Source organism: Mesorhizobium sp. M0244, from assembly GCF_040321795.1.
Classification (GTDB): Bacteria; Pseudomonadota; Alphaproteobacteria; order Rhizobiales; family Rhizobiaceae; genus Mesorhizobium.
The window spans coordinates 1-20,019 of sequence record NZ_JAMYSE010000111.1 but is presented as its reverse complement, the minus strand read 5'-3'; the positions used below and the strand labels follow the sequence as shown (position 1 = coordinate 20,019).

Annotated in this window: 18 protein-coding genes and 3 pseudogenes; 4 read left to right on the top strand and 17 right to left on the bottom strand. The window is 60.2% G+C overall.

From position 1 onward, the window contains the following. A pseudogene (locus NKJ08_RS34265) lies at positions 1-582 on the bottom strand (DUF932 domain-containing protein); the annotation flags it as partial. Between the two features lie 304 nt (positions 583-886). Next, positions 887-1,509: pseudogene (locus NKJ08_RS34260) on the bottom strand (carbonic anhydrase); the annotation flags it as partial. Positions 1,510-1,969: 460 nt separating this feature from the next. On the opposite strand from NKJ08_RS34260, the gene NKJ08_RS34255 reads away from it, so the two are divergent. Then, complete coding sequence (locus NKJ08_RS34255; RefSeq protein WP_352509593.1) at positions 1,970-2,356, top strand: response regulator; 387 nt, start codon at positions 1,970-1,972, stop codon at positions 2,354-2,356. A gap of 140 nt (positions 2,357-2,496) precedes the next feature. Here the strand turns inward: NKJ08_RS34255 and NKJ08_RS34250 are convergent. The 7 genes and pseudogenes from NKJ08_RS34250 to NKJ08_RS34220 form a co-directional block, all read right to left on the bottom strand. Next, a pseudogene (locus NKJ08_RS34250) lies at positions 2,497-2,795 on the bottom strand (response regulator). Between the two features lie 27 nt (positions 2,796-2,822). Beyond that, positions 2,823-3,755: an ArdC family protein gene (locus NKJ08_RS34245; protein WP_352785532.1), complete on the bottom strand. Its 933-nt coding sequence runs from the start codon at positions 3,753-3,755 to the stop codon at positions 2,823-2,825. 290 nt (positions 3,756-4,045) lie between these two features. Beyond that, the gene (locus tag NKJ08_RS34240) at positions 4,046-4,420 is read right to left on the bottom strand and encodes a hypothetical protein (RefSeq protein WP_352509597.1); all 375 of its coding nucleotides are present in this window, start codon (positions 4,418-4,420) and stop codon (positions 4,046-4,048) included. After that, the gene (locus NKJ08_RS34235; RefSeq protein ID WP_352785529.1) at positions 4,417-5,046 is read right to left on the bottom strand and encodes a hypothetical protein; all 630 of its coding nucleotides are present in this window, start codon (positions 5,044-5,046) and stop codon (positions 4,417-4,419) included. The genes NKJ08_RS34240 and NKJ08_RS34235 overlap by 4 nt, the downstream gene beginning before the upstream one ends. Before the next feature lie 192 nt (positions 5,047-5,238). Next, positions 5,239-6,561 (bottom strand): hypothetical protein, encoded by a 1,323-nt coding sequence (locus NKJ08_RS34230; protein ID WP_352785527.1) that lies wholly within the window; start codon positions 6,559-6,561, stop codon positions 5,239-5,241. Beyond that, the gene (locus NKJ08_RS34225) at positions 6,561-7,127 is read right to left on the bottom strand and encodes a hypothetical protein (RefSeq protein ID WP_352785525.1); all 567 of its coding nucleotides are present in this window, start codon (positions 7,125-7,127) and stop codon (positions 6,561-6,563) included. Before NKJ08_RS34225 ends, NKJ08_RS34230 begins: the two co-directional genes overlap by 1 nt. 275 nt (positions 7,128-7,402) lie before the next feature. Then, positions 7,403-8,053, bottom strand: a complete 651-nt coding sequence (locus tag NKJ08_RS34220; protein WP_352785522.1) for a site-specific integrase — start codon at positions 8,051-8,053, stop codon at positions 7,403-7,405. A gap of 374 nt (positions 8,054-8,427) precedes the next feature. On the opposite strand from NKJ08_RS34220, the gene NKJ08_RS39165 reads away from it, so the two are divergent. Then, complete coding sequence (locus tag NKJ08_RS39165; protein WP_502906374.1) at positions 8,428-8,604, top strand: hypothetical protein; 177 nt, start codon at positions 8,428-8,430, stop codon at positions 8,602-8,604. Positions 8,605-8,839: 235 nt separating this feature from the next. Here the strand turns inward: NKJ08_RS39165 and NKJ08_RS34210 are convergent, their stop codons facing one another. From NKJ08_RS34210 to NKJ08_RS34175, 8 genes are all read right to left on the bottom strand, one after another. Next, complete coding sequence (locus tag NKJ08_RS34210) at positions 8,840-10,003, bottom strand: hypothetical protein (protein WP_352774767.1); 1,164 nt, start codon at positions 10,001-10,003, stop codon at positions 8,840-8,842. Positions 10,004-10,234: 231 nt separating this feature from the next. After that, entirely contained in the window at positions 10,235-10,465 is a 231-nt protein-coding gene (locus NKJ08_RS34205) for a recombinase family protein (RefSeq protein WP_502904052.1), read from the bottom strand. Between the two features lie 259 nt (positions 10,466-10,724). After that, complete coding sequence (locus NKJ08_RS34200) at positions 10,725-11,432, bottom strand: DUF1906 domain-containing protein (RefSeq protein WP_352496686.1); 708 nt, start codon at positions 11,430-11,432, stop codon at positions 10,725-10,727. 160 nt (positions 11,433-11,592) lie between these two features. Continuing rightward, entirely contained in the window at positions 11,593-12,207 is a 615-nt protein-coding gene (locus NKJ08_RS34195; RefSeq protein WP_352509611.1) for a glutamate acetyltransferase, read from the bottom strand. A 175-nt stretch (positions 12,208-12,382) separates the two neighbouring features. Then, on the bottom strand, positions 12,383-13,258 hold the full coding sequence (locus NKJ08_RS34190) for an Evf family palmitoylated virulence factor (RefSeq protein ID WP_352509612.1): 876 nt from the start codon (positions 13,256-13,258) through the stop codon (positions 12,383-12,385). Between the two features lie 138 nt (positions 13,259-13,396). After that, positions 13,397-14,092 carry a helix-turn-helix domain-containing protein gene (locus tag NKJ08_RS34185; RefSeq protein ID WP_352451774.1) on the bottom strand — a complete coding sequence of 232 codons (696 nt, stop codon included), beginning with the start codon at positions 14,090-14,092 and terminating at the stop codon, positions 13,397-13,399. A gap of 278 nt (positions 14,093-14,370) precedes the next feature. Beyond that, positions 14,371-15,303, bottom strand: coding sequence for a LysR family transcriptional regulator (locus NKJ08_RS34180; protein WP_352785535.1), 933 nt, complete (start codon positions 15,301-15,303; stop codon positions 14,371-14,373). A gap of 235 nt (positions 15,304-15,538) precedes the next feature. Beyond that, the gene (locus tag NKJ08_RS34175; protein ID WP_352706706.1) at positions 15,539-16,918 is read right to left on the bottom strand and encodes an alpha,alpha-trehalose-phosphate synthase (UDP-forming); all 1,380 of its coding nucleotides are present in this window, start codon (positions 16,916-16,918) and stop codon (positions 15,539-15,541) included. Positions 16,919-17,487: 569 nt separating this feature from the next. Between NKJ08_RS34175 and NKJ08_RS34170 the strand changes: the two genes are divergently transcribed. Together NKJ08_RS34170 and NKJ08_RS34165 are read left to right on the top strand one after the other, a co-directional pair. After that, complete coding sequence (locus NKJ08_RS34170) at positions 17,488-18,207, top strand: winged helix-turn-helix domain-containing protein (RefSeq protein ID WP_352785518.1); 720 nt, start codon at positions 17,488-17,490, stop codon at positions 18,205-18,207. A gap of 175 nt (positions 18,208-18,382) precedes the next feature. Then, entirely contained in the window at positions 18,383-18,607 is a 225-nt protein-coding gene (locus NKJ08_RS34165; protein WP_023722452.1) for a hypothetical protein, read from the top strand. The last annotated feature ends 1,412 nt before the right edge of the window (positions 18,608-20,019 follow it).

The following is a 20,019-nucleotide window of genomic DNA, read 5'->3' as shown; positions in this document are numbered from 1 at the left end:
GTCCCGAGCGACGACACGCTCCCGCGAAGCCTTGATGCCATTGACGAACGGCATGGGCGAAGACTCCGCGAACTGGATCAGCGCTGGCTCGGCTTCCAGGGCAAAACGCGAGGCGGCATATTAGGAATGCCGGATAATGATTTCCTGGAAATCCTGCACGCCCCAGAGGCAACGATTCTGGCACACTGCACGTAGATAGAAGCTGGCGATTCCAAGCGTGCGGGCGCCGACCTCCGAGTTCCAGCAATAAAACCCCCTGAAAAAGACGTCGGGCGAGCCATCGGGCAGCTTGCCGGCTTCGATCGGATTCAGGTCGTCGACGAGGAAGACAAAGACATCACGGTCGGACGCATAGAGCGTCGTCGTGGCATTGGAAATGTCGACATTCGGATTGTAAATTCCCGTCGACCAATCGAGAACTCCCGGCACCTTCCAGCGAGTGTCTCCGGTGCCGTTGCCAGCGATCTTCTGCACGGCGTCGATCAACTCTTCATCGAAAATCCTGCCGTAGTCCGGACCTGTAACCGCTCGCAGCTCGAGGCGTCCGTTCTCGATCTCCAGCGTCTTCACCTGCTCGGCGCGTTATCTGAACAGTTAAGTTGTCTCAGCCGGATTGTCGGCGGCGTTTTCCTGAAAAACCGCGGGCTTCGGGGCGATCTTGGCTCGTGAGACAGACGCGCGAATTGCTGAGGCACGTTGGCGGTCGTTCAACCGGCACAGCAGGCCAGCTCGGCGACGTCCTCGCCGAACGAGAGAGCAGTTTCGCCCCGGGCTGGTGTGGTGCTCGATCGGCCGAGCTGACGCAAGAGGTGACGGATGGCAGTGCGCAAGCGTTCACTACTCCTACGCGAATGACGCCTGAATCGCTTGTCATCCGGGCGATACCGGCCCGCCGGTCACAGTCACATTCAGATCGGTGATGAGCCCGCTCGACAGCGAATAGACCCAGCCATGTACCGCCAATGGCTGGCCGCGCGCCCAAGCATCCTGAACGAAGACGTCGGACGCGACGTTCCTAACCTGGCGGATGACGTTGAGCTCGCAGAGCCGGTTCAGCCGCTCTCGGTCGTCGGTGTAGGCGGCCAGCTCGTCCTTGTGGTCGTGGGCGACTTCGCGGATCGGATGGAGCCAGTGGTCGACGAGGCCCCGGCGCTCGCCATCCACTGCAGCGGCTATGCCTCCGCAGCCATAGTGGCCGACGACCAGCACGTGCTTCACCTTGAGCACGTCGACGGCGAACTGCAGCACCGACAGATAATTCGCATCCTGGGGCGGGGCGAGGTTGGCGACGTTGCGGTGAACAAACATCTCGCCGGGGTCCAGCCCCACGATCTCGTTCGCGGGTACCCGGCTATCGGAGCAGCCGATCCACAGATATTCGGGCCTCTGCTGCCCCACCAGTCTCTTGAAGAAGCCGGGATCGACAGCGAGCTTGCCCTCGGCCCAAACGCGGTTGTTTTGCTTCAGCTGATCGAGCATGAAATGGTCGACTCCTTGGTTACTGTTGATGCGCGCTCGCTTCACCACTTTGGTCTCTTTAGACCGCTGTTGCATATGGTCGGCGAGACGATCATAGCTCGCAGCAATGGCACGCATTTGCCGTTTGGCTTCTGTGTCATCCAGGAGTTTCGCGATGGAGCGAAGCTCCTCAGCTCGCTCGTGCCAATACTTGGGATCGTTGATGAAAGGATGGGTCAAGGTAATCACGCTAAGCGCCTATACCCTTCAGCTGCTTCCCACGGTTCACAGACTCTACGAGATCGTTCACGATCCGCAAAATATATCATGATCGAAGAGTACTTGTCAGGAGTGAACGGGCGGAGGCTTTGGCTCGGTCAAAGACGTTCACCGGCCTCGCGCACCCCGATGCGCGAGGCCCTTACAGCCTGTGAACGATGCCAGGGAACCAGACGCTGGTGCTACGCGTATTGAGGCCTGGGTCGGTGTGTGTCGCTGAGGGGAAAGGCGAGTGGAAGAACGTCCAATCATTCTCGTTGTGGAAGTTGACGAGACGATCCAGGAGCTCGTCCATGATGCCCTGACGGAAGGCGGTTACCAGCCGGCAATGGTGACATCCGCCCATGAGGCGGTGAACCGACTTCAAAGTGGGCAGGCGGACTACCGGGCGCTTGGTTTACCCGAACGGCAGCATGAACAGCTGGGAAGCGGCTCGGAAGGCGAGGAAGATCGCCCCGGATTTGCGGTCGTGTACATGACCGCAGGCACTGGTAACGAATGGCCTTCGGAAGGTGTCCCGAGCAGCGTCCTTCTGCAGAAGCCATTTGCCTTGGCACAACTGGTGACTGCCGTCTCTCAGTTACTCATCACCGGGTCCACCCCACCGAGGACACCTTAGAGACACCGGCGGTGTTAATCCTCGTGCAGCCTGAGGGGGGTCTATTTGAGAATAGGCAAATGATGGCCGTGCATCTCACGTTATCCACGCGGGACTGAATAAGTTCGCCACGCCGTTTTACTGATCACTTTCATCCGTCGTCAGGAGAGGGAATTGATCGTTTCCCGTAGTTTATCGATGGAGACTGGCTTCTCCAGCACTGGTCTTCGGCGGAACAAGGAGGGAAGATGCTGCTGCCCATAGCCCGTGATGAACAGAAAAGGGCGCCCTCGCCTTTCGATGGTCTCAGCAATGGGATCGACGCCAAAACCGCCAATGTTGATGTCGAGAATGGCGAGGTCAAACTCACCCATCAAGGCATATGGGCCAGCGCACCAATAGTGCCGGCTTCGGCGACGACCCGATGGCCAAGTTCATCCACCATGTCCGCTATCATCATTCGGACGAGAACTTCGTCTGGGGGCGCCTATGCGGCGCCCCGGACCTCGTCCTGCTGAGCGTCGGTCTGCTGGGCGTGCATCCAATCGGCGATCTGTTGCGCCTTGCTTGCCGCCGTGAAGATGGCGCGCTTGTCGGACCGCAGCACCTGGAGCCAGGAGGCGATGTAGCGGGCATGATCGAGCCTCGGTTCGACGCTGAGGCTGAGGTCGGCGCAGATCATGGCGCTGAGAAGTTCGACCGTGCATTCCTCCATGGCGTAGGCGGCCGAGCCAAACTGTCCGGAGAGATCGCGGTCGAGGCGATGCCTGGCGCCGGAAGCGTGTCCGCATTCGTGGAGCAGCACGGCGTAGTAGGCGACGGCATCCCGGAAGCAGGCGAACTCGGGCATCTGCACATGATCCCTGGATGGGATGTAACAGGCCTGCGATCCGCCGTGGCGGATGTCGATGCCAAGGGCGGCGCAGAATCGCTCGGCGTGCTCGATCCGCTCGGCCATCGGCAGCAGCTGCATCTCGGGCGGTGTATATCCGTCGACCTGGGCGGCATTGAAGACGGTGTAGCCACGGGCAAACAGGCGCCGTGCGGGCGTGTCGTGATCCTCCCCGTCGTCCTGACGATCTGTGCCGCCGCTGCGATCGCTCGTCTTCCAGAACACGACGAGCTGGCCGCGCTCGCCCTTGCGAACCTGAGCGCCGAGTTCATGCCATTGGCGATAGGTGCCCCAGATGCCGGCGGGATAATCGGCCGCATGCGCCGCAACCCAAAGGGTGATGACGTTGACGCCGCGATAGGTCTTGCGTGAGGCGACGTTGACGGGCGTGGTGATGGCCGACCCGTCGTGATGCCAGGGCATGCGGTACTCGCCGGCGCCGGCCTCGATCGCGGCGATGATCTGGTTGGTGACGCGCTCATAGATATCGTTGACGGTCCGGGCTTGGCTGTTGCGATCGGTGGTCATGGGTGCCTCCTGTGCTCGCCCTCTCCGTCGAGGGCGAAGCGGCAGGGGCAGACGCGGCGAGCCGGGCCGTCACACCCTGTTCTCGGTTACTGGTGCGGAACAGGGTTGACGGCCCGGCAGCGTCTGCCACAACCGAGCCCCTGCCTCGACGGGCGAGCACAGGAGACGTCGGGCATGACCGATGGCCGCAGGACCGGCCGGCGGTGAGGATGTTGCGTGGCTCTCAGCCAGCGCCGCCTCGCGGCGGGCGCCGCAGCGGAACAACCTTGGCCTCATTCGACAGCGCCAGTTCATCCTTGCAGGCCGGCAATCACAGCGTCACGCTCGGCAACCTGTAACGTCAGCACCTGGATGTGCTGCGCGAGCGTGCGGGTGAGCGCGCGCAGTTCGGCCATCTCGGCACCGCGCACGGCCCGGAGCTCGGCTTCGAGGGAGCGGACGCGGTCCTTCAGTGCTTGAGGAGATGATCGCCGGTGGCGCGCTTCGGCAGCACGAAACTCGGCGAGAAGATCTACCGCACGGTTCGCTGTTGCTCGGCTGACGCTGGCCTCGCGCGCCAGGTTGGAGACGGTAAGCGCGCCGTCGGTGCGATCGGGCCGGCCGTCGAGCAGCCGCTCCATGGCCGCCCTTAGCGCCGCTTCGCTCTTTGGCCCGAGCGCAGTCATGCCTCACCATCCAGGAGAGGTGCAATCAGCCGGCGCTTGCGCTCGTGGTCCCGCAGGATCGCTGTGTGCTGGAGCGGTGAGAGGCGCCGGTCGGCAAGCAGCGCTTCGCCTTCTGCGATCGAGGCCTGCCAGGGCTCACGATGCCGGACGGTCAAGCAGGCGTTCGGGCATCGATCAGGGCTGCATCGGGACAAGGCCGGCGCCGGTCGCTCGGTCTCCGGCGCTTCCGTAAGGCAAAGCGCGGTCGCGGCTTCGAACAGGCAGTCGTTGAGGAAACCCACGTGCAAGGTCCGGCCGAGATGGGCCAGCATCGTGCGCAGTCGCTTGCGGTCCATTATCCGGCCGGGAAGATCGCCAAGCTCGTCCTGCACATAGGCGAACTCGCGCCGCAACCGCGCGGCACCCGGTCCAGCCGGACCCTCATCGCGAAGAAACGCCTCGTAATGGACGACGATATCGTCGAGCTGGCCGAGTGCGCGCTCACGCTCGACGGCGAGGCGGAAGTCGGCCTGCCTTGAGCCCGCATAGCCCTCGAAGATGGCGATCGAGGCGTGCTTGTACTGGATCTTGTCCGCGACGGTGCCGAACGGCCGGTTGGCGATGTACCAAGCGACGGTTCGGCGCAATTGCCGCGTCGTGAACTTCCAGGGCTCGTCTGCGATGCGCGGGATTGCCGGTGTGTCTCCGGAGCGCGCATCCAGGCCGTCGCGGAACAGGTTGAGCGTCGAGATGATCGGCGCTCCAGGGCCAGTCCTTCAGGGTCACCCATAGGGATGAGAGCCCCTTCTCCTTGCGATTGCGGGCCGAGAGAACCTCCATTACCGCGACGGCCCGGGCGACGGGTTCGATCGTGATCCAGTCGGCCGTGACGCCGCGCGCGCCATGACGTTTGTAGACGGTGCTGCGCACCCGGTAGCGCTCGACCAGGCCGTCAGCGCTGCGCACCGCCGACACGCAACCGGCTGCATGGCCTGCACCTCGCTGTCGCGCATGCCGGTGAGATAGGCACAGACCACATAGCAAACACCTTGCAGCATGCGCTCCTCGCGGGCGAGGCTCAGCCCGTCGAAGCGCTCGCGCCATAGCAAGCCGGTGTCGGGATCGCTCGAGATTGGCGTGTCGACGCCGCCAACCTCGATCCCGAGTTCGGCAGCCGCTTCATCGATCAGCTGTGCAGTCCGATCGGACTGGCTGACGCGACCGCTCTCTGGCGCGCCAGCATGCAGGCGCATCAGGTGGAGATTGTAGGGCGGGATCACCTGGCCGGTCAGCGGATCAATCCGGCGGGCGGCGTTGGGCGCGCGCTCCCAGATCGGCACGCCCCGGCCGGCGGCCCGGCGCGCGTCGAGCCACTTCGCCACGCGGGCGCGATAGGTCTTGGCGACGGCCCGTCCGGTCCGTGTGTCCCGCGCGATCAACCGGGCGCAGCGGGCTTCGAGAGCATCCAACTCCGTCCGCGCGACGAGGATATCGGGTGCATAGACCTCGACATACTTGTGCGCCCAACGCAGCATGGCGCCGATGATCGGCTCGGGAATGCGCGGCGTGGCGTTCTCGGCGGGCGCCGGCGGACGTCCGGCAACGCGGTGAGCCGCGCGCCCACGCCAGGGAAGAAAACCGATCCCGCCGCCGGTCAGCCATGGCGACAGGTGATGCAGGTCAATCGGCACCTCGACATACTTCACCGTCTCATGGGGCGTTCGTCGCCCGCTGTCACGGGCATGGATGAGATAGGCGTTGAGCAACGCCTGATGTATCCGGCTCAGATCGACCGCGCCGATCCGTGCAATGAGAAACGCCGCAAAATGCTGGACATAGTGCAGCAAACGGATCGCCGAGGTCGCGCCGCAGGGCGCCCGATATCCCGGCACATGGATGCGCAGCCGGGCGATCACATACTCCTTCGCCAGCCGCCGCGTCACCGGATCGGTGATGCGGGCGAAGTTGAGCCGGTAATTGGAATAGCGCGCGTTCACCCGGAAAATGGCGGCGCCCAGATCCCAGTGATCGTCGCCGAAGCGGGGAAGCGGCGTGCGGTCGGCATCGTCTCTGATCGCGATGCCGGCGAGCACAGGCTCGTCGTCTCCATAGATGGCCGACGGCAGCAACGGCTGCGGCGAGCGCTTCGCGAACCCTGGCATCACGGGGCTCCCAGGTAGATGAGCGCAGCGCCCGAAGCGGCGACCTGACGAGCCCGCTCGATCTCGGCATCACTGAACCGGGGCAGGATCTGACCGGCGATCCGGCCATGAACGCGGCCGAACTTGGTCGCCCAGTCGGCTTCGCTGAGTGTCTGTCTCTGCGCCCGGATGAAGGTGAGGAAGGCCAAAAGCGCAGGCAGCTTGCGGGCGGTGATCACCGCGTTGTTGCATGCGAGACAGCCCCAGAACGGCGATGGACAGGCCTCTCCCTCGGCGCCGAACGGACTCCTGTAGAAGCCACCGCAACTAGCGAGCCAGACGTCCTGCTCGCCGCTCAACAGGGCCTGAACGGCAGCCGCTCCCGAGACTGGCAGACCGATGGCCGCCGGATCGGCGCGGACGGCAGCTTCCTCGTCCGACGACAGGACGCACGGGCGCAGGGCGGCGTCGAGTGCATCGCTCATGGCGTCGGCGATGGTCGCTTCGTGCAGATGGCGAAGTGCGGGGATGTCGGCATAATGATTGGCCGCGACCACGACGCTATGGCCGACGGCGGAGCGATCCATGCAGGCAGCACTCACGTCCGCAAGGCGTGCAACTCGCGGACTGTCGGAATCGAGATAGCGCCAGAACATCTTGAGCGCATTGGAATAGGCGTAGGCCGTCGAAAACCGAGCCGGCCGGACCTCCGACCTGGCAGGCGCGCCAGAGCGCCCCCGCCAGCGTCCGGGCCAATGCCTTGCGGCCGGCGAGCATCGTCAGGTCGATCGTCATGCTGCGGTCCGCGAGGATAACCGTGAAGCGCAGCGACGCGATCGCAGCGGCGGCCTCGCCCTCGGGATCAGCTAACGCCTCGGGGAAGAGCGCACGGCGGCCCGGCCGCCGCACCGACATAGCTACCGCAGTGGTCATTCCACATCACCGGCCGTATCTTCGGCCCAGCGATCTGCGGCCGCCTCGACCAGTTCCTGCGCCTCGGCGAGGCTGTCGAGATAAATGTAGGTGCTGGTGACACTACGTGCCCCAGGAGGTGCTGGAGCTTCTGCAGAGGATCGCCGAGAATCCGCCGATAGGCCGCGCCATGCCGATCCTGCGGATCGAACACGGTCCCGATCTGCTCGCGTGTCAACATGGAAAGCATGTTGACGGCGAAGACGTGCCGCAGCGTGTGCGGCGTCACGTCGAGATCAATGCCGAAGCGGCGGCAGCGGGCGCAGGCCCGGCGAAAGGCGGCTTCCCAAGTTGCCGAGGGCACGGGCTGGCCGCCTTCGGTCAGCCAGAGCAAGGCATGCTGCGCCCTGCCGGGCCCGCCGATGAGCACCTTGCGGCGTTCGCCAGGCGTCAGGCGGTCGAGCCGAACGCGTCTTCCGGTCGTATCGACGGCCTTCCTGTCCTCAGGCATCAACCAGAGCGGATCGGACACTGAAGGTTCCGACCGCTCGGCCAAGATCGCGCGCTCGAGATCGACATAGTCGCCGATCAAGGCCAGCACGCGGCGGGGAATGCGAATGCGCCGCAGCCGTCCGCCCTTGGCGATCGGACCCGGAAGATCGAATGGAACGGAGCGCGATTCGAGCTCTCTCGCCCGCGGAAGATCGGTCAGCAGCAGGCTGCCGGCCTCCGTCAGCCGAGCTGGGCAAGAATGTCGGAAGCCCTACCAAAAGGGAGAGAGGGCGGGTCACCGGTACCGAGAATCGGTGCAGCGCAGACGATACGCCAATTCGGCACGCATTTTGCTCCGATTTTTTTTCACGGGGGACGGCGATGGCAGATCTCCGATCGCCCCCGCAGGAGCGGTTCGTGAAGCCGCGCCTTCGTGCCAATGACAGGCGTATCCGCCGGATCGAGCAGTGGAGGTAGGTCAGCATGGTCGCGAGGCATTCTGATGCGCGGGAGGGCGGCGGCCAGTACGTGATCGCCGTCAAAGGCAACCAGTCGAAGCTGGCGAAAGCGACGACCAGCGTGTCGCAGGACAGGCAACGGACTGCCAGACGCCGATGGCGTTCAATCGAAGGCCTGATCGCGGGAAGCTCGATCCTATAGTGTTCGCTGACGGATTCGGCAGCAAGATCGCTCGACAGACTGGCCCGGCAGCCAGGGCGATCGAAATCCTCGCTCAGGGCGGCTGTGACCCTTATGTCCCGGCTTGGCGCCGCCGGGCTTCGCCTTGTCCCGACGCTCCTTGCGATCGGCTGTCGTCTCCTCGTCAGTATGGCCTCCGCCGGCTAGATTAGGGCAGGTCGCCCAGACCTTGGGAGTTAAGTTTTACTAAGATCGGTTACCGATTGATCAATGACCCCCTTTTGTCGCGCCTATTTTGGTGCGATGGCCATCGGAATTCGAATTTCTTCCCGTCTCGCCATGCCAGGCCGAAGCCGTTGTCCGTTGCTAAGGCGAGATCGTCCGGATTCGATGGCCTGCAGTCGGTCACAACGAGGAGTCGCGGATTGCCCTCTTGCTTCTGATGGTAGTCGAGCAGTTGGCCAATTGCGGCCCGTATCGCGAAACGGATCGTCAGCGGGTCGGTCGGCTTGATCTCTGCCAGCACCGGTCCGAATTGCGCGTCGTGATAGCGGACATCGACCCATTCCATGTTGGGTACAACTTGCGTGGCGTTGGACGCTTTGAGAAACGCCTCGAAAGCCGACTGCAGGTGATGATGCTTGGGCGTAATTTGGAATTCATTTTCCTGGAGGTAGCGGGTGTATGGATCGGTGGCCGTTCCAGCGCTTTTCCTCCCTTTGCCCCTCGGTGGAGGCGCATTGCGGACGCTCCGGTCCCGCACGTCGTCGAAATCATCCGTCGATAGCCACGCTAAGATTGGATGCGAAGATGGCAGCCTTTCGGCGATAATGGCCAAGGCTTGATCAGGCCTCACCGCTTGGTAGCTCCCATGCATCTTGATAATTGCCTGCCGAGGCGGCGACGGAGGTTTCGAGGGTATGATGTCGTCAGGGATGATTAAAATCGACGGGCTGAACCAGACGAAGTGCGATTGTGGACAACGCCATTGGACCCATTCGTACGCATCCTCCCAATGGGCGTCGAAAGCTGCCTTGTTCTTCTTGAGGCTTTTGATCCCTGGTAACTTCCAGAGTGCATTGCCGTTCCTACGCAGATCCAGCTCTTTGGCAATTGCCGCTCGATCGTTCTCATCATTCTGATAAATGGCGCATGCGGCACCTACAGCATAGAACTGACCGTCCCTCATCGTCGTCATGATGATGCCGAGGTTGCCCTCGTCGGCATAACTGAACATTCGGCCTTTCCCTTGGGTGTGAAAAACTTTCCAGCCCTTCCAGACCCAATCGGACCGACCATTCCATTCCTCGTGGCCATAGCCATGAACTCCGGCATAACCGCTCGACGTGGTTCCGCCGATGGGGCCGAGATAGCCATTGCTGTTCCAAACGACTGGCTTCAACACGACCATCTTACCCATGCGGAGCTCCTCGATGATCCAAACCGACAAAAGTCGGCAAACAAGAGTTCAACTGGCGGAATATCAATGCCAAGGCTCATGGGGCGTCGTCTCAAGTACTCGGTCCAAGTCGAGACATCGAGGATGAGCCGATATTTGTCTCTCAGCCCTTCGAACATCAGGCGGTCGCGCGGAACACGAACTGGACGCCGACTGCCTTTGGCCTCCTATCGTTTCTGCTCTTGAGCTCGTCTAAGCCCGCTGAACACAGGCTGTGAACTGCCGCATTCTCGCGTATAAGTGCCACGCGACATCGACTTCCCTCAATTGATCAAGCATCCGGTGCAGTTCGGGGCGCTCCCATCGACCGCCGGAAGCTTCCTCTTCAAAGATCCGTTCGCTACCGGCATCGGTGAGCGCCTTGATCTGCGCCTTGTTGGACTGCTCGTCGCCTTTGCTCACCCGGGCATAGCCGATCAGCATGGAGCTTCCTTTCGCAAACGGTCGTTTATGGAAGGCCGAGGGTGTCCACGAGAATACAGGTTCGGAGCCTTTCATAATCCTCTTTCACTATGGCGCCGTAAGGCAAGCGGTTTGTGAAGGGATGAACGATGCCGGGATATCGATGACGAAGATGCAGCGGGAGAAGCTTCCGGTGCAGCCTGACAAGGCGTGGGCGTGCCTTGTACCGTTCGGGAGGAATCGACCATGCGAAAGCTCTTGCCCGGCCGGGAGCGAAGATTTAGCGCTCCTCGCGCAGCAACTTTGAACAACGCAGACGTTCCTTCGCGTCGCGAGAGGGGAGAGTACCTGCCGGCCCAAATTGACCAAAGTTTTCAAGGGCCGGATTGACGACATTTCCATCGTATCCGAAGCCCCCGATCTCGGAACGCTTTTCCATAAACTTTTGGAAAAGCGACCAATCCCCCTGCTTGAGCGCTTGTCTCGTTCCGGACCATCCCAACGAGCCAGAGAGCCATATATGGTCCACCAGCCCCTGGCGCTTCATGTGGTGTCCGACCGTGCCCGATCCGTAAACGCCAACGAGATAACGGCCAGCCAACGCATTCCGCACACTCCTGAAGTAGGGTGCTATTCGTGCAAGATGCTGTGGTGTGTGGTAGTCCCAATCGACTGCAAAATAGATTCCGGAGCCTTCGGGCTGTCCCAACGCGGCGGCCAGATCAAGCGCACGACCGGAGTCTCGCTCTCCAGCCGCACCATGCAAGTCTCTGATATTGCCGCCCGAGCCACCCCGCTGCTCGAAGGCCACAGCTACCGATATTCCAGCACCATGAAGGGCGGCGAGTTCCTCCCCTGTAAGACATTTTGAGGGAAATGGTGTACTATTCCGATGGTTGTAGTACCGGATTACTGTATTGACGCCAGATTCTGCCAAGCACACAGCAAAATCGCCGACGTTCTGCGGGACGTCGATAATATCGTGCATAGTCCGTCTCCCCGAAGGCCGAAATTATATGGAAAATGCGCAGTTTATACGGTCACCTCGCCCTCCCACGCTATTTCTTCGCGCAGCCTTTTGATGTCATTTCCCGCAGCCACCAACGCGGCGCAGACGCAATCAGCTATTCCTCTGTTTGCCCTTGGGTCTATTGCAGAATGTCGCTACGTCTCTGACTATGGGACCGCCGGCTGGAGAACAAGCGCAGGTAGTACGGTGAGTCGCTCGGCGAGCTGAAACGGCCGAAAACCTGCGCGATAGTGGATTGCGTTTGCTCGTTTGACAGGTTCAGCGATGCGGAGAGCAATATCGAGGTGATGGCGAGACTGTCAGCGCTTCCAACTTCGACCACGGCAAGGCAGGTTAAAGATAGACGGACTTCCGCGGAGTCGGATTGATCTAGGACGAGGCAATTGAACGCCGTCGGTTCGCCGTGTTTGCTCAGATAGCTACGGATTGCCTTTGCCAGACCGACGCCAGCTTCATTGCCGTCGGCGGCATTCGCGCAAATTGACGCAAAGGCACTGGGCAATTCCGCCACGTCCATCGTGCGGTTTAGCGTTCTTGAAGTCGTGGCGGTTTCCACCTGGTTCGGTACCATTTGCGCGGCATTCTGCCATGCTCGAGAATCCAGAGTCCGGGTTTGGTCTTCGAATAGTTTCTGGACCATGGCAGAGCAAATCCTCTCCGCCTCGAGCGGTTGGCTGCTCTGTGGGCCGATCACCAGGAAAAGGCCGGCAGCTGTTTTTGCGAATGGGTTCATGTCTGCTTCCCTATGGAAGCGGGACCGGAGTTCGCCGGCACCGGGGGCGCGACAGAGCATCGGTAGTTCGCAAGGGCTTACCGGACCGCTCTATCGCATCCATGATGCGGGTGACGTTCGTCCAAATCCACGCTATTGGTTGGGTGCGCTGCTTTCGCGATCAAAGGCCTGACGATCAGACCTGCGGCTTGATGTCTTGTTGCGGCGTCGAGCCACCGTTGAAAAAGTTCTTGGCCTTCTTGAACTGGTCGGTGGAGTTCTTATTCACAAGCTCCTGGAAGTTTTCGTGATCGGGGCCGCCTTTGCGGATCCGACGGGTCTGAACGAGATTGGTGACCTCGGCATAGTCCATGTCGACGCGGACGTAGTGGGTCGACGAACAAGAGGATTTCAGCTCGAGGAAGTGCTCTTTGAACTCGATCTGCCGCAGAACGATTGCTCCGTAGTCGTAATATCCGCCTGCCCCATTATCGAGAAGGTAGCTCTGGTAGGTGCATGTCAGCGCCTTGTATCGCTGCGCCTTGCCGTTTGCACTGAAGGTGAGATTCCCCATTTCTGTAAGGAAGGACTGGAAATCCAGCAGCAACGATGCCCCGTCGGTAATGATCGCCTTGGCAATCAGCGAGAGGAAAGTAGCTGAGACCGACGTCCCGGCCACCTTTTTTGAAAAACTCTTCAGTTTTTGCCTGCCCACAGAGAGATCTGGAATGTTGCCAACAACATCGGCCCATGTGTTGATATCAAGCTTCTGTGCATCGATGTTCGCATAATGGGTATGCATGTAGTCGTTAATAATTCCTCCTATTGCCAGTAGATTGTCCTGATTCTCATTGAGGGTGCCGCTGTACGTCGGATCTTCGGTTTTTTGGCCGATGAGGTGAAACTGCACTGTCCCTTGAGCGTTGGCGATCGTGTCGTCACTGGGGGGCGCAGCATCTAACTGGGCCAAAACAAGGGGCTTGGCGTAGAAAAATGCGGACGCCGCCTCATAGTGTTCTTTGGAATAGCGCTGTTCATACTCTTGAACATTCACTGAAAATGCGTTCGACATGCTTTATCCTCCTGCTGTGAGACATGAGCGTTGGTCGAGAGCTTAAGGTGCCCAAAGCGCGGAAACGCCTCGGAGATGAGATGATCTTTGCGTGCCCGCGTCGCCTTATACCAATTCGCTCCGGCCCCCACCTTTGCGTTAGACAGGCTTTTCTCTGCGCCGTATCATTTTGCGATAGCGCAGTGGCGAGAGGCCATGAAACGCCTTGAAGGCTGTGGAGAAGTTGTTGCTGTTCTCGTAGCTGAAGGATTCGGCGACCTTGGCGATGCTTTCATGCCCGTTACGCAACCGGTCAGCAGCCTCCGTCATCCGGTAGCGCCGTAGCCAAGTCATTGGCCCGCAGCCAAACGATGTCTCGAAACGGGTGGTGAGCGTTGTCCTGTTGGTCCCTACCATTCGCGCCAATTCGACGCGGGTGATCTGCTGATCGACCCGCTGCGCCAGCAGACTGCATGAATTCTGAACGATCGGATCGGCTGAGAAGAAAGGCGGGGTAGAACGCTGCGCGAACTGAACGATGCAGGCGGTAAGTCTGCGCAGAACTTCCTGCTCGGTGAGCGGCCACAACAGGTAATCGGAATACCCGTTGGAGAAGACCGCTTGTCGATCCAGGCTCTCTTCCAGAACCAGAGCCAGTTTGACAGGTTCGGGCGAGAGCTTCGCACGCCCGTGCTTGTCGTGAATCGGTTCGCGACAATCGACGATGACGATCTGCGCGGAGCGCCCTGCCCGCAATAAACGGTGATCAAGGATATCGATCTGCCTCAGAGAACTCGCGATTAGTGCCAAGGACTTGCATGCTTCGGGGTCCGAGCCAAGATATGCTGCCAGCATGCAGGCACCTCACAGACACCATGGGAAGCTGGCCTGTGGAAGGCTTGGCGCGGCCGAATGGCGGTCGACGAGAGGCGGTTTTTGGCCTGTATATAGATGGCTGGGCGTATGATACCTTCTCGTCTGGCCCTGTTGCCTCGCTTCAAATTGTCGAAACCGGCACGGTTTCAATGCGAGCCAGCTTCCCCTCCCAACGGGCGAGCAGGGCAATAAACCTTTTCCGTCATATCCTGACGATAGCCCCGGATTCGGATCACGTTTCTTGCCTAGGCGACTCATCAGTCACTTGCCTTCCCAGTTGGGATATTTTGCTCTGTTCCCGCCGCCGCGGCGACGGCGATCTCGTGGCGCAGCCAACGATGCTCCGGGTCGCGATGGGAACGCTCGTGCCAAATCAGCGCGACTTCATAGGGTGTCAATTGCACAGGCGGATCCATGATCGCTAGCGGCAGCAAGGCGGCGATCCTGGTCGCGACGCGGCGTGGTATAATCAACAGCAGATCGGTCGCCGCGATCGCCAACGCGGCCGTCAAGATGTTGGAAACCAACACCGGATCGCGACCCTGGAGATCTAACTTGACCAGTTCGTCATGCACCCGGCCGAAGCCGTCTTTGGAGTCCAAGGCAATGGCTGCGTGGCGCAAGGCCGCGAAGCTCTCGATTGTCCATTCCCGCGCCAGGGCTGGATGGTCGTGGCGCAGCAGGCAGGCAAACCGGTCGGAGTAGAGGCTGCGCCTCAAGTATCCGGGCGGCGAGGCGCTAATCTGCCCTATAGCCAAATCGATCTCGCCTAGCTCAAGCCGCCGCATCGCGCCGGAGAGAAGCGGATCGATGACGACGTCCAGATGAGGCGCGTGCTGGCGCAGCCGGGGCAGGAGCCGCGGCAGCAGGACCAGTCCTTGATGATCGGGCATCGCCATTATCGCCTTCGATCGCCAATTGGCTTGGGCAAGACTGCCGTTCACTATCCCGCGGATCGCATCCAGCACCGGCGGCAGCATTCGGCTCAAGCTTTGGGCCTGCGGGGTCGGAACCAGGCCCATGGAGCCGCGAACCAAAAGATCGTCGTTGAAAATGCCACGCAGCCTCCTCAACGCTCGGCTCATCGAGGGCTGGCTCAAGCCCACGTGTCGAGCCGCATGCGTGACGTTGCGGTGTTCCAGCAGCGCTTCGAGAGCAAACAGCAAGTTCAGGTCAATCGACGCCAGCATTTGCCGCTGCCGTGTGGCGCGAGGTTCCGCGACAAACGGCTGCGCCCGCTTTTTTGAAGTTTCGCGACTGCAAGCGAGCTCATCCACGGCCTTCTCCTCTTGTCTTAGTAAGCGGTGTGCTCGCGCTAAGCGTCAGCACATTCGGCATCGCTCAGCGAGGCCGAAATGCTGCCTGATTCACTTGGTCGCGGTCAGCCTCATGCTGGCGAAGCTAGGCCAAGGAACGCGGCAAAGCTCAGCGCTGATCCAGGCCTAACAGAAAGTCGTCGCACCAGCGATAGACGTTGTATTCGCGGAGCCGGCCGATCATCGCACGCCAACGATCGATCCGCTCATCTAACTGCATGTCCAGGGCTTCTTCGATGGCCCTCGCCGTCGCTTCCGGATCGTAGGGATTGACGAGGATCGCTCCGCCTAGCTCTCTGGCTGCGCCGGCAAAACGCGAAAGCACGAGAACACCTGGATTCTGTGGGTCCTGTGCGGCGACATATTCCTTAGCTACAAGGTTCATGCCGTCGCGGAGCGGCGTGACCAGGCCGACGCGTGCCATGCGGTATAGACCGGCGAGCTCGCTGGGTCCAACGGACCGGTTGATGTAGTGAACGGGCATCCAATGGATCGTTCCGAGTTCGCCATCAACGCGCCCCACCCGCTCGGCGACGTCCTTTTGCATCGCCAGATATGCCGGTATTTCCGTGCGGGATTTCGGTGTGATCTGCAGCAGTTGCGTCTTGCCGATGCGGTGGTCGTTGCTCCGCAGGAAGCGGTCAAACGCGACGATGCGCTTCTCGATGCCCTTCGAATAGTCGAGGCGGTCGACGCCGATCGCGACTTTACAACCGGGAATCCTCTGAGAGGGCTCCTGCAGAGTCTCGCTGCGCGCCGCCTGCTCGGCCAGTCGTTCGAACTCGGCCGTGTCGATGCCGATCGGAAAAACGCCGCAGCGAAACACACGTCCATAGGCTTGGCACACACCGTTTGTGATGGGGTCCGGTAACCCCTGACGGCGCAAGCATTCGGCGAAGTTACTAAGATCGTCATCGGTATGAAAGCCGACGAGGTCATAGCACGAAAGCCCGCGTAGCAAATCATCATAGTGCGGTACGGTGAAGAGGATGTCCGCCGCCGGCCACGGAATGTGCAGGAAGAAGCCGATCTTATTGCCGCAGCCGAGGTTCCGCAGTTCTTTCGCAAGCGGGATCAGGTGATAGTCGTGCACCCATATGACGTCGTCGTCGCTGATGAGCGGCTGCAACAGCTTTGCAAACAGTCGGTTGACGCGCTGATATCCGGACATTCGTGCTTCGGAATACTCGGCGAGGTCGACTCGGCAGTGGAAAACCGGCCAAAGAACCCGGTTGGCAAAGCCGTAGTAATAGTCGTCCAAATCTGTCTGCGAGAGATCGGTAAGCGCATAATTGATCCCGCCGGCCTCCCGGCGTGAGATCGGCCCTGACGGGTCCTCCCCGGCTTTCACCTTCCCCGACCAGCCCATCCATAGGCCGTGCCTTCGCCGGAGCGCAGCGCTCAGCGCAATCGCCATCCCGCCTGGCGGCGGGGAACCATGCTCGTCGGGCAGCGAAACCCTGTTTGAGACTACGACCAGTCTACTCATCTCCACTCTCCTGCTCTCGGACATCCCGCCGTTCATGAAAGCTCCGCCCCCTGAGCGATCTGCACAATAAGACATGCAAGTTCAAAAGAAAGGATAGCATGGGTCTAGAAAGGAGATTGGAATTAGATAAAAGGTTTGGCATCAGGAGTTTCCTGTAGACAGTGGAATTAACATCAAGGCGAGTTCTGCGTCTGATCAATAAATCTCGACGAATCCATACGAATGTCAACTTTTCAGCGATTTAAATTGAAACAAAACTGAACTGAATTGGAGCCGCCGGGAGAGGAAGTTGGGTGCAAAAGCGCTCCAGTGATGGTGCCAGAGGACCGGAGCGATACGAATCTCAGCGGGGATAAACCCGGTCTGCCGAACGAGTGGTCGCAGAGGACGGACAATCCATCAAAAACTAGCAGGCTTTGGGGGCACTGTTGCGCAGCAGGAACTCCGCATAGGACCTATTTGTCTGCGCTATTCCGCAATACGCCTGATGAAGATTGTCCCACCTGCTGAGCGTCACTAATTTGACTACCGTCCCCGGCAGCCCAAGCTGCAGTCAACAGGAAGTGACCATGAAGAACATCCTCATTGTCGGTCAGGACGCGTCGACGAGAGAACCGCTTATGGGCTTCTTGTCTAAGCATGAGTTTAACATCAGAGCGGTCGAAAACCGCCAGCAGGCCGCCAGCAATATGGCTTCTGAAGCGATTGATCTAGCAATTGTCGACCTGAGCTACGGCCGAGAGGACGGTTTGCAGTTCGTTCGAGATTTCGCTGCCAAGAGGGATCTTCCGATCATCATCGTCAGCGGTGACTACGTAGATGAGGCCGACAAGGTGGTTGGCCTCGAAACCGGCGCCCGCGATTACATCACCAAGCCCTTCGGGCTTACGGAGTTCCACGCCCGCGTGCGCGCCGCTATGCGCCAGCGGCCGGAGCGTGACCGAAATACCATCTACCATTTCGATGACTGGCGAGTTAGCACCAAGCGTCGGAGCTTGCGCCGAGGAACGGATCCTGACGTCAAGCTCACCGCCGGCGAGTTCAACCTCCTGATGGCCTTTCTCAAGAACCCAGGTCGGGTCCTTTCACGTGAGCAGCTTCTGATGGCGACCCGTGTCTATGATCAGGAGGTCTACTACCGCAGCATCGATGTTCTTATCGTCCGCCTTCGCCGTAAGCTGGGGCAGGACAAGGCGCCGCGCCCGCGGTATATCCGCACCGAGCGGGGCGCGGGGTATATTTTCGACAGTGTCGTGAATATTGAGGAACTAAGGACGCGCCGTGGTTGATGGACGGCCAAGATCGCGCGGGAAGCGAACGTGACCCAGCACCACTGCAGGCGCTTCAGAATATCACGAATAGGGTCAGGCTTTGCCTTCATAGGAATGGCTCCAGCCACCTGGGCACCTCGTACTACCGGCGTTTCGCGGACCGGTAGGGCCGCGCTGATTTCTGCGTGGACTGATGACGGCGATCGCTTCGGAGTTGGTTGTTGAGATTGCCGATTTTGGCATCGCGGTGGCGGTTTGCGCCGCCTTCGTCGTCATGCGGGCGCAGTTCGCCCCTGGTGCCATACGGGCGGGTGAGATTGTAGGCGAGATTGGCCATGCCGATCTTGGTCTGGCCCGCCCGATGCCGATCGTGCCCACGAACAAGAACTCGCGAGCAGCGGCTGTGGCGGCGACGTAACCTTCGGCCTTGCCGATCGCTTTACCAGTCGCCTTCGCCTGTACCATCAGACCGGCATATTCGCGCGAGGCATCCAGGTCGCAAGCCAAGACGCGATTTCAAATAAGGGGCCTCTCGCGGCGCCGACAAGGTTTCGGAATTTTCCGCTCCTCGCAGGTCGGTAGTGGCTGTTGCATACGTGCAACTCAAGCGCGAAGAGTTATCTCAAGGGCAACACTATTCTTGAATTCGGCGGTCAGAATGCGAGTAATCAGCCAAACTCGCCCGATCGAGTCTTCTCGCTACGGGCCACCAATCAACCTGGGACGCCCCTGTGAGTGCCGATACCATTGCTGGCGCAGTGAGCCGGGAGAGCCTCTCTTTCCCATACCTCCGCATTAAACCCGAGACCACTGTGCCAGCCCAGCGCCCTCCGCCGGCTGGCAGCAAGATGACGGCTGCCAAAGGGCTCCGTGCTCTAAAGATAGAAAATGACGTTTGGCCTACTGCACACCGGGATTTTGCCTGTGATCGCTGCCACAAGCCATCGGTGGTCTTGGTGGTGACGAAACCGCATGCGTATGTTTGCCCGCTGTGTCTAGACGGCGATCCTGCCGAGCAAACTGAGCGTTTTGACTAACATTCTCGGCAAGCTTAGAAGGAGTGGTTCGCTCGATAACAACAAACCCCGAAAATACCTCGCTCATTGTCCGGGCCACGCGCTATCTGGATCGTGGAATTTCGTTTCATGAAGAAAACAGCGGCAGTTTTTAATGAGAGATGAAGTAACCGATCTTTTAACTGAGTTGGCCCTTTGGGCGAATGTGGTGATGAAATCGGAAAGGGGCGATAGAATTAAAATTTGCGCCGCCTACGACGCCGGTCTGCAGCTAATCGCTGAGCGTACTACGCCCGGGTCTCCGCCCCGACCGGGCATTGAAGCTTGCATCCTGCAGCATGAGAAACTGAAGGCTGCCGAAGACATCAGCTGCGTAGGTTGGATACTGGCCGCGATCGCCACGCGTGTTGGGGAACGAGATCTTCCGAAATGGGAGGAAGCTCAGAAGGTCATTGGCGCCACGGTTCGGTTGCTTAGTCGCTACCGTCAAACTCGCGTTCATTGAAGCCATGGCCGCGTCGGCGGAATGGCATTACAATGCTGTCGAGCATTCCCTGTAGCGTTGCACGGACGATGACGCCGGTAATTTACGGCTGTATGAACTGAGTGCCTCCGTCTCCGGCTGCGTCAGAAAACAGGTAAGTCAGTCGTTGTCGGGTTGGAAAAGAGGAAGGTCGCTGGAAAAGCGGGGCCAACCCATTCGCTTGCACACAGCCTGGGTTTTGCCAGCTCCTCAACCGCAACGTGCTGTCAATCTTCGTCTTGCCATGTCTTGAACGCCGAACTGTTCACGCCATTGGCGCCGCTTTGTCAT

What these genes read in the sequence shown, in the direction of transcription:
- NKJ08_RS34245 (WP_352785532.1), bottom strand. Translation starts at nt 3,755, where the DNA reads ATGACCACCGATCGCAACAGCCAAGCCCGGACCGTCAACGATATCTAT.
- NKJ08_RS34240 (WP_352509597.1), bottom strand. Translation starts at nt 4,420, where the DNA reads ATGACTGCGCTCGGGCCAAAGAGCGAAGCGGCGCTAAGGGCGGCCATG.
- NKJ08_RS34230 (WP_352785527.1), bottom strand. Translation starts at nt 6,561, where the DNA reads ATGCCAGGGTTCGCGAAGCGCTCGCCGCAGCCGTTGCTGCCGTCGGCC.
- NKJ08_RS34225 (WP_352785525.1), bottom strand. Translation starts at nt 7,127, where the DNA reads ATGGATCGCTCCGCCGTCGGCCATAGCGTCGTGGTCGCGGCCAATCAT.
- NKJ08_RS39165 (WP_502906374.1), top strand. Translation starts at nt 8,428, where the DNA reads ATGGTCGCGAGGCATTCTGATGCGCGGGAGGGCGGCGGCCAGTACGTG.
- NKJ08_RS34210 (WP_352774767.1), bottom strand. Translation starts at nt 10,003, where the DNA reads ATGGGTAAGATGGTCGTGTTGAAGCCAGTCGTTTGGAACAGCAATGGC.
- NKJ08_RS34205 (WP_502904052.1), bottom strand. Translation starts at nt 10,465, where the DNA reads ATGCTGATCGGCTATGCCCGGGTGAGCAAAGGCGACGAGCAGTCCAAC.
- NKJ08_RS34200 (WP_352496686.1), bottom strand. Translation starts at nt 11,432, where the DNA reads ATGCACGATATTATCGACGTCCCGCAGAACGTCGGCGATTTTGCTGTG.
- NKJ08_RS34195 (WP_352509611.1), bottom strand. Translation starts at nt 12,207, where the DNA reads ATGAACCCATTCGCAAAAACAGCTGCCGGCCTTTTCCTGGTGATCGGC.
- NKJ08_RS34190 (WP_352509612.1), bottom strand. Translation starts at nt 13,258, where the DNA reads ATGTCGAACGCATTTTCAGTGAATGTTCAAGAGTATGAACAGCGCTAT.
- NKJ08_RS34185 (WP_352451774.1), bottom strand. Translation starts at nt 14,092, where the DNA reads ATGCTGGCAGCATATCTTGGCTCGGACCCCGAAGCATGCAAGTCCTTG.
- NKJ08_RS34180 (WP_352785535.1), bottom strand. Translation starts at nt 15,303, where the DNA reads ATGCTGGCGTCGATTGACCTGAACTTGCTGTTTGCTCTCGAAGCGCTG.
- NKJ08_RS34175 (WP_352706706.1), bottom strand. Translation starts at nt 16,918, where the DNA reads ATGAGTAGACTGGTCGTAGTCTCAAACAGGGTTTCGCTGCCCGACGAG.
- NKJ08_RS34170 (WP_352785518.1), top strand. Translation starts at nt 17,488, where the DNA reads ATGAAGAACATCCTCATTGTCGGTCAGGACGCGTCGACGAGAGAACCG.
- NKJ08_RS34165 (WP_023722452.1), top strand. Translation starts at nt 18,383, where the DNA reads ATGACGGCGATCGCTTCGGAGTTGGTTGTTGAGATTGCCGATTTTGGC.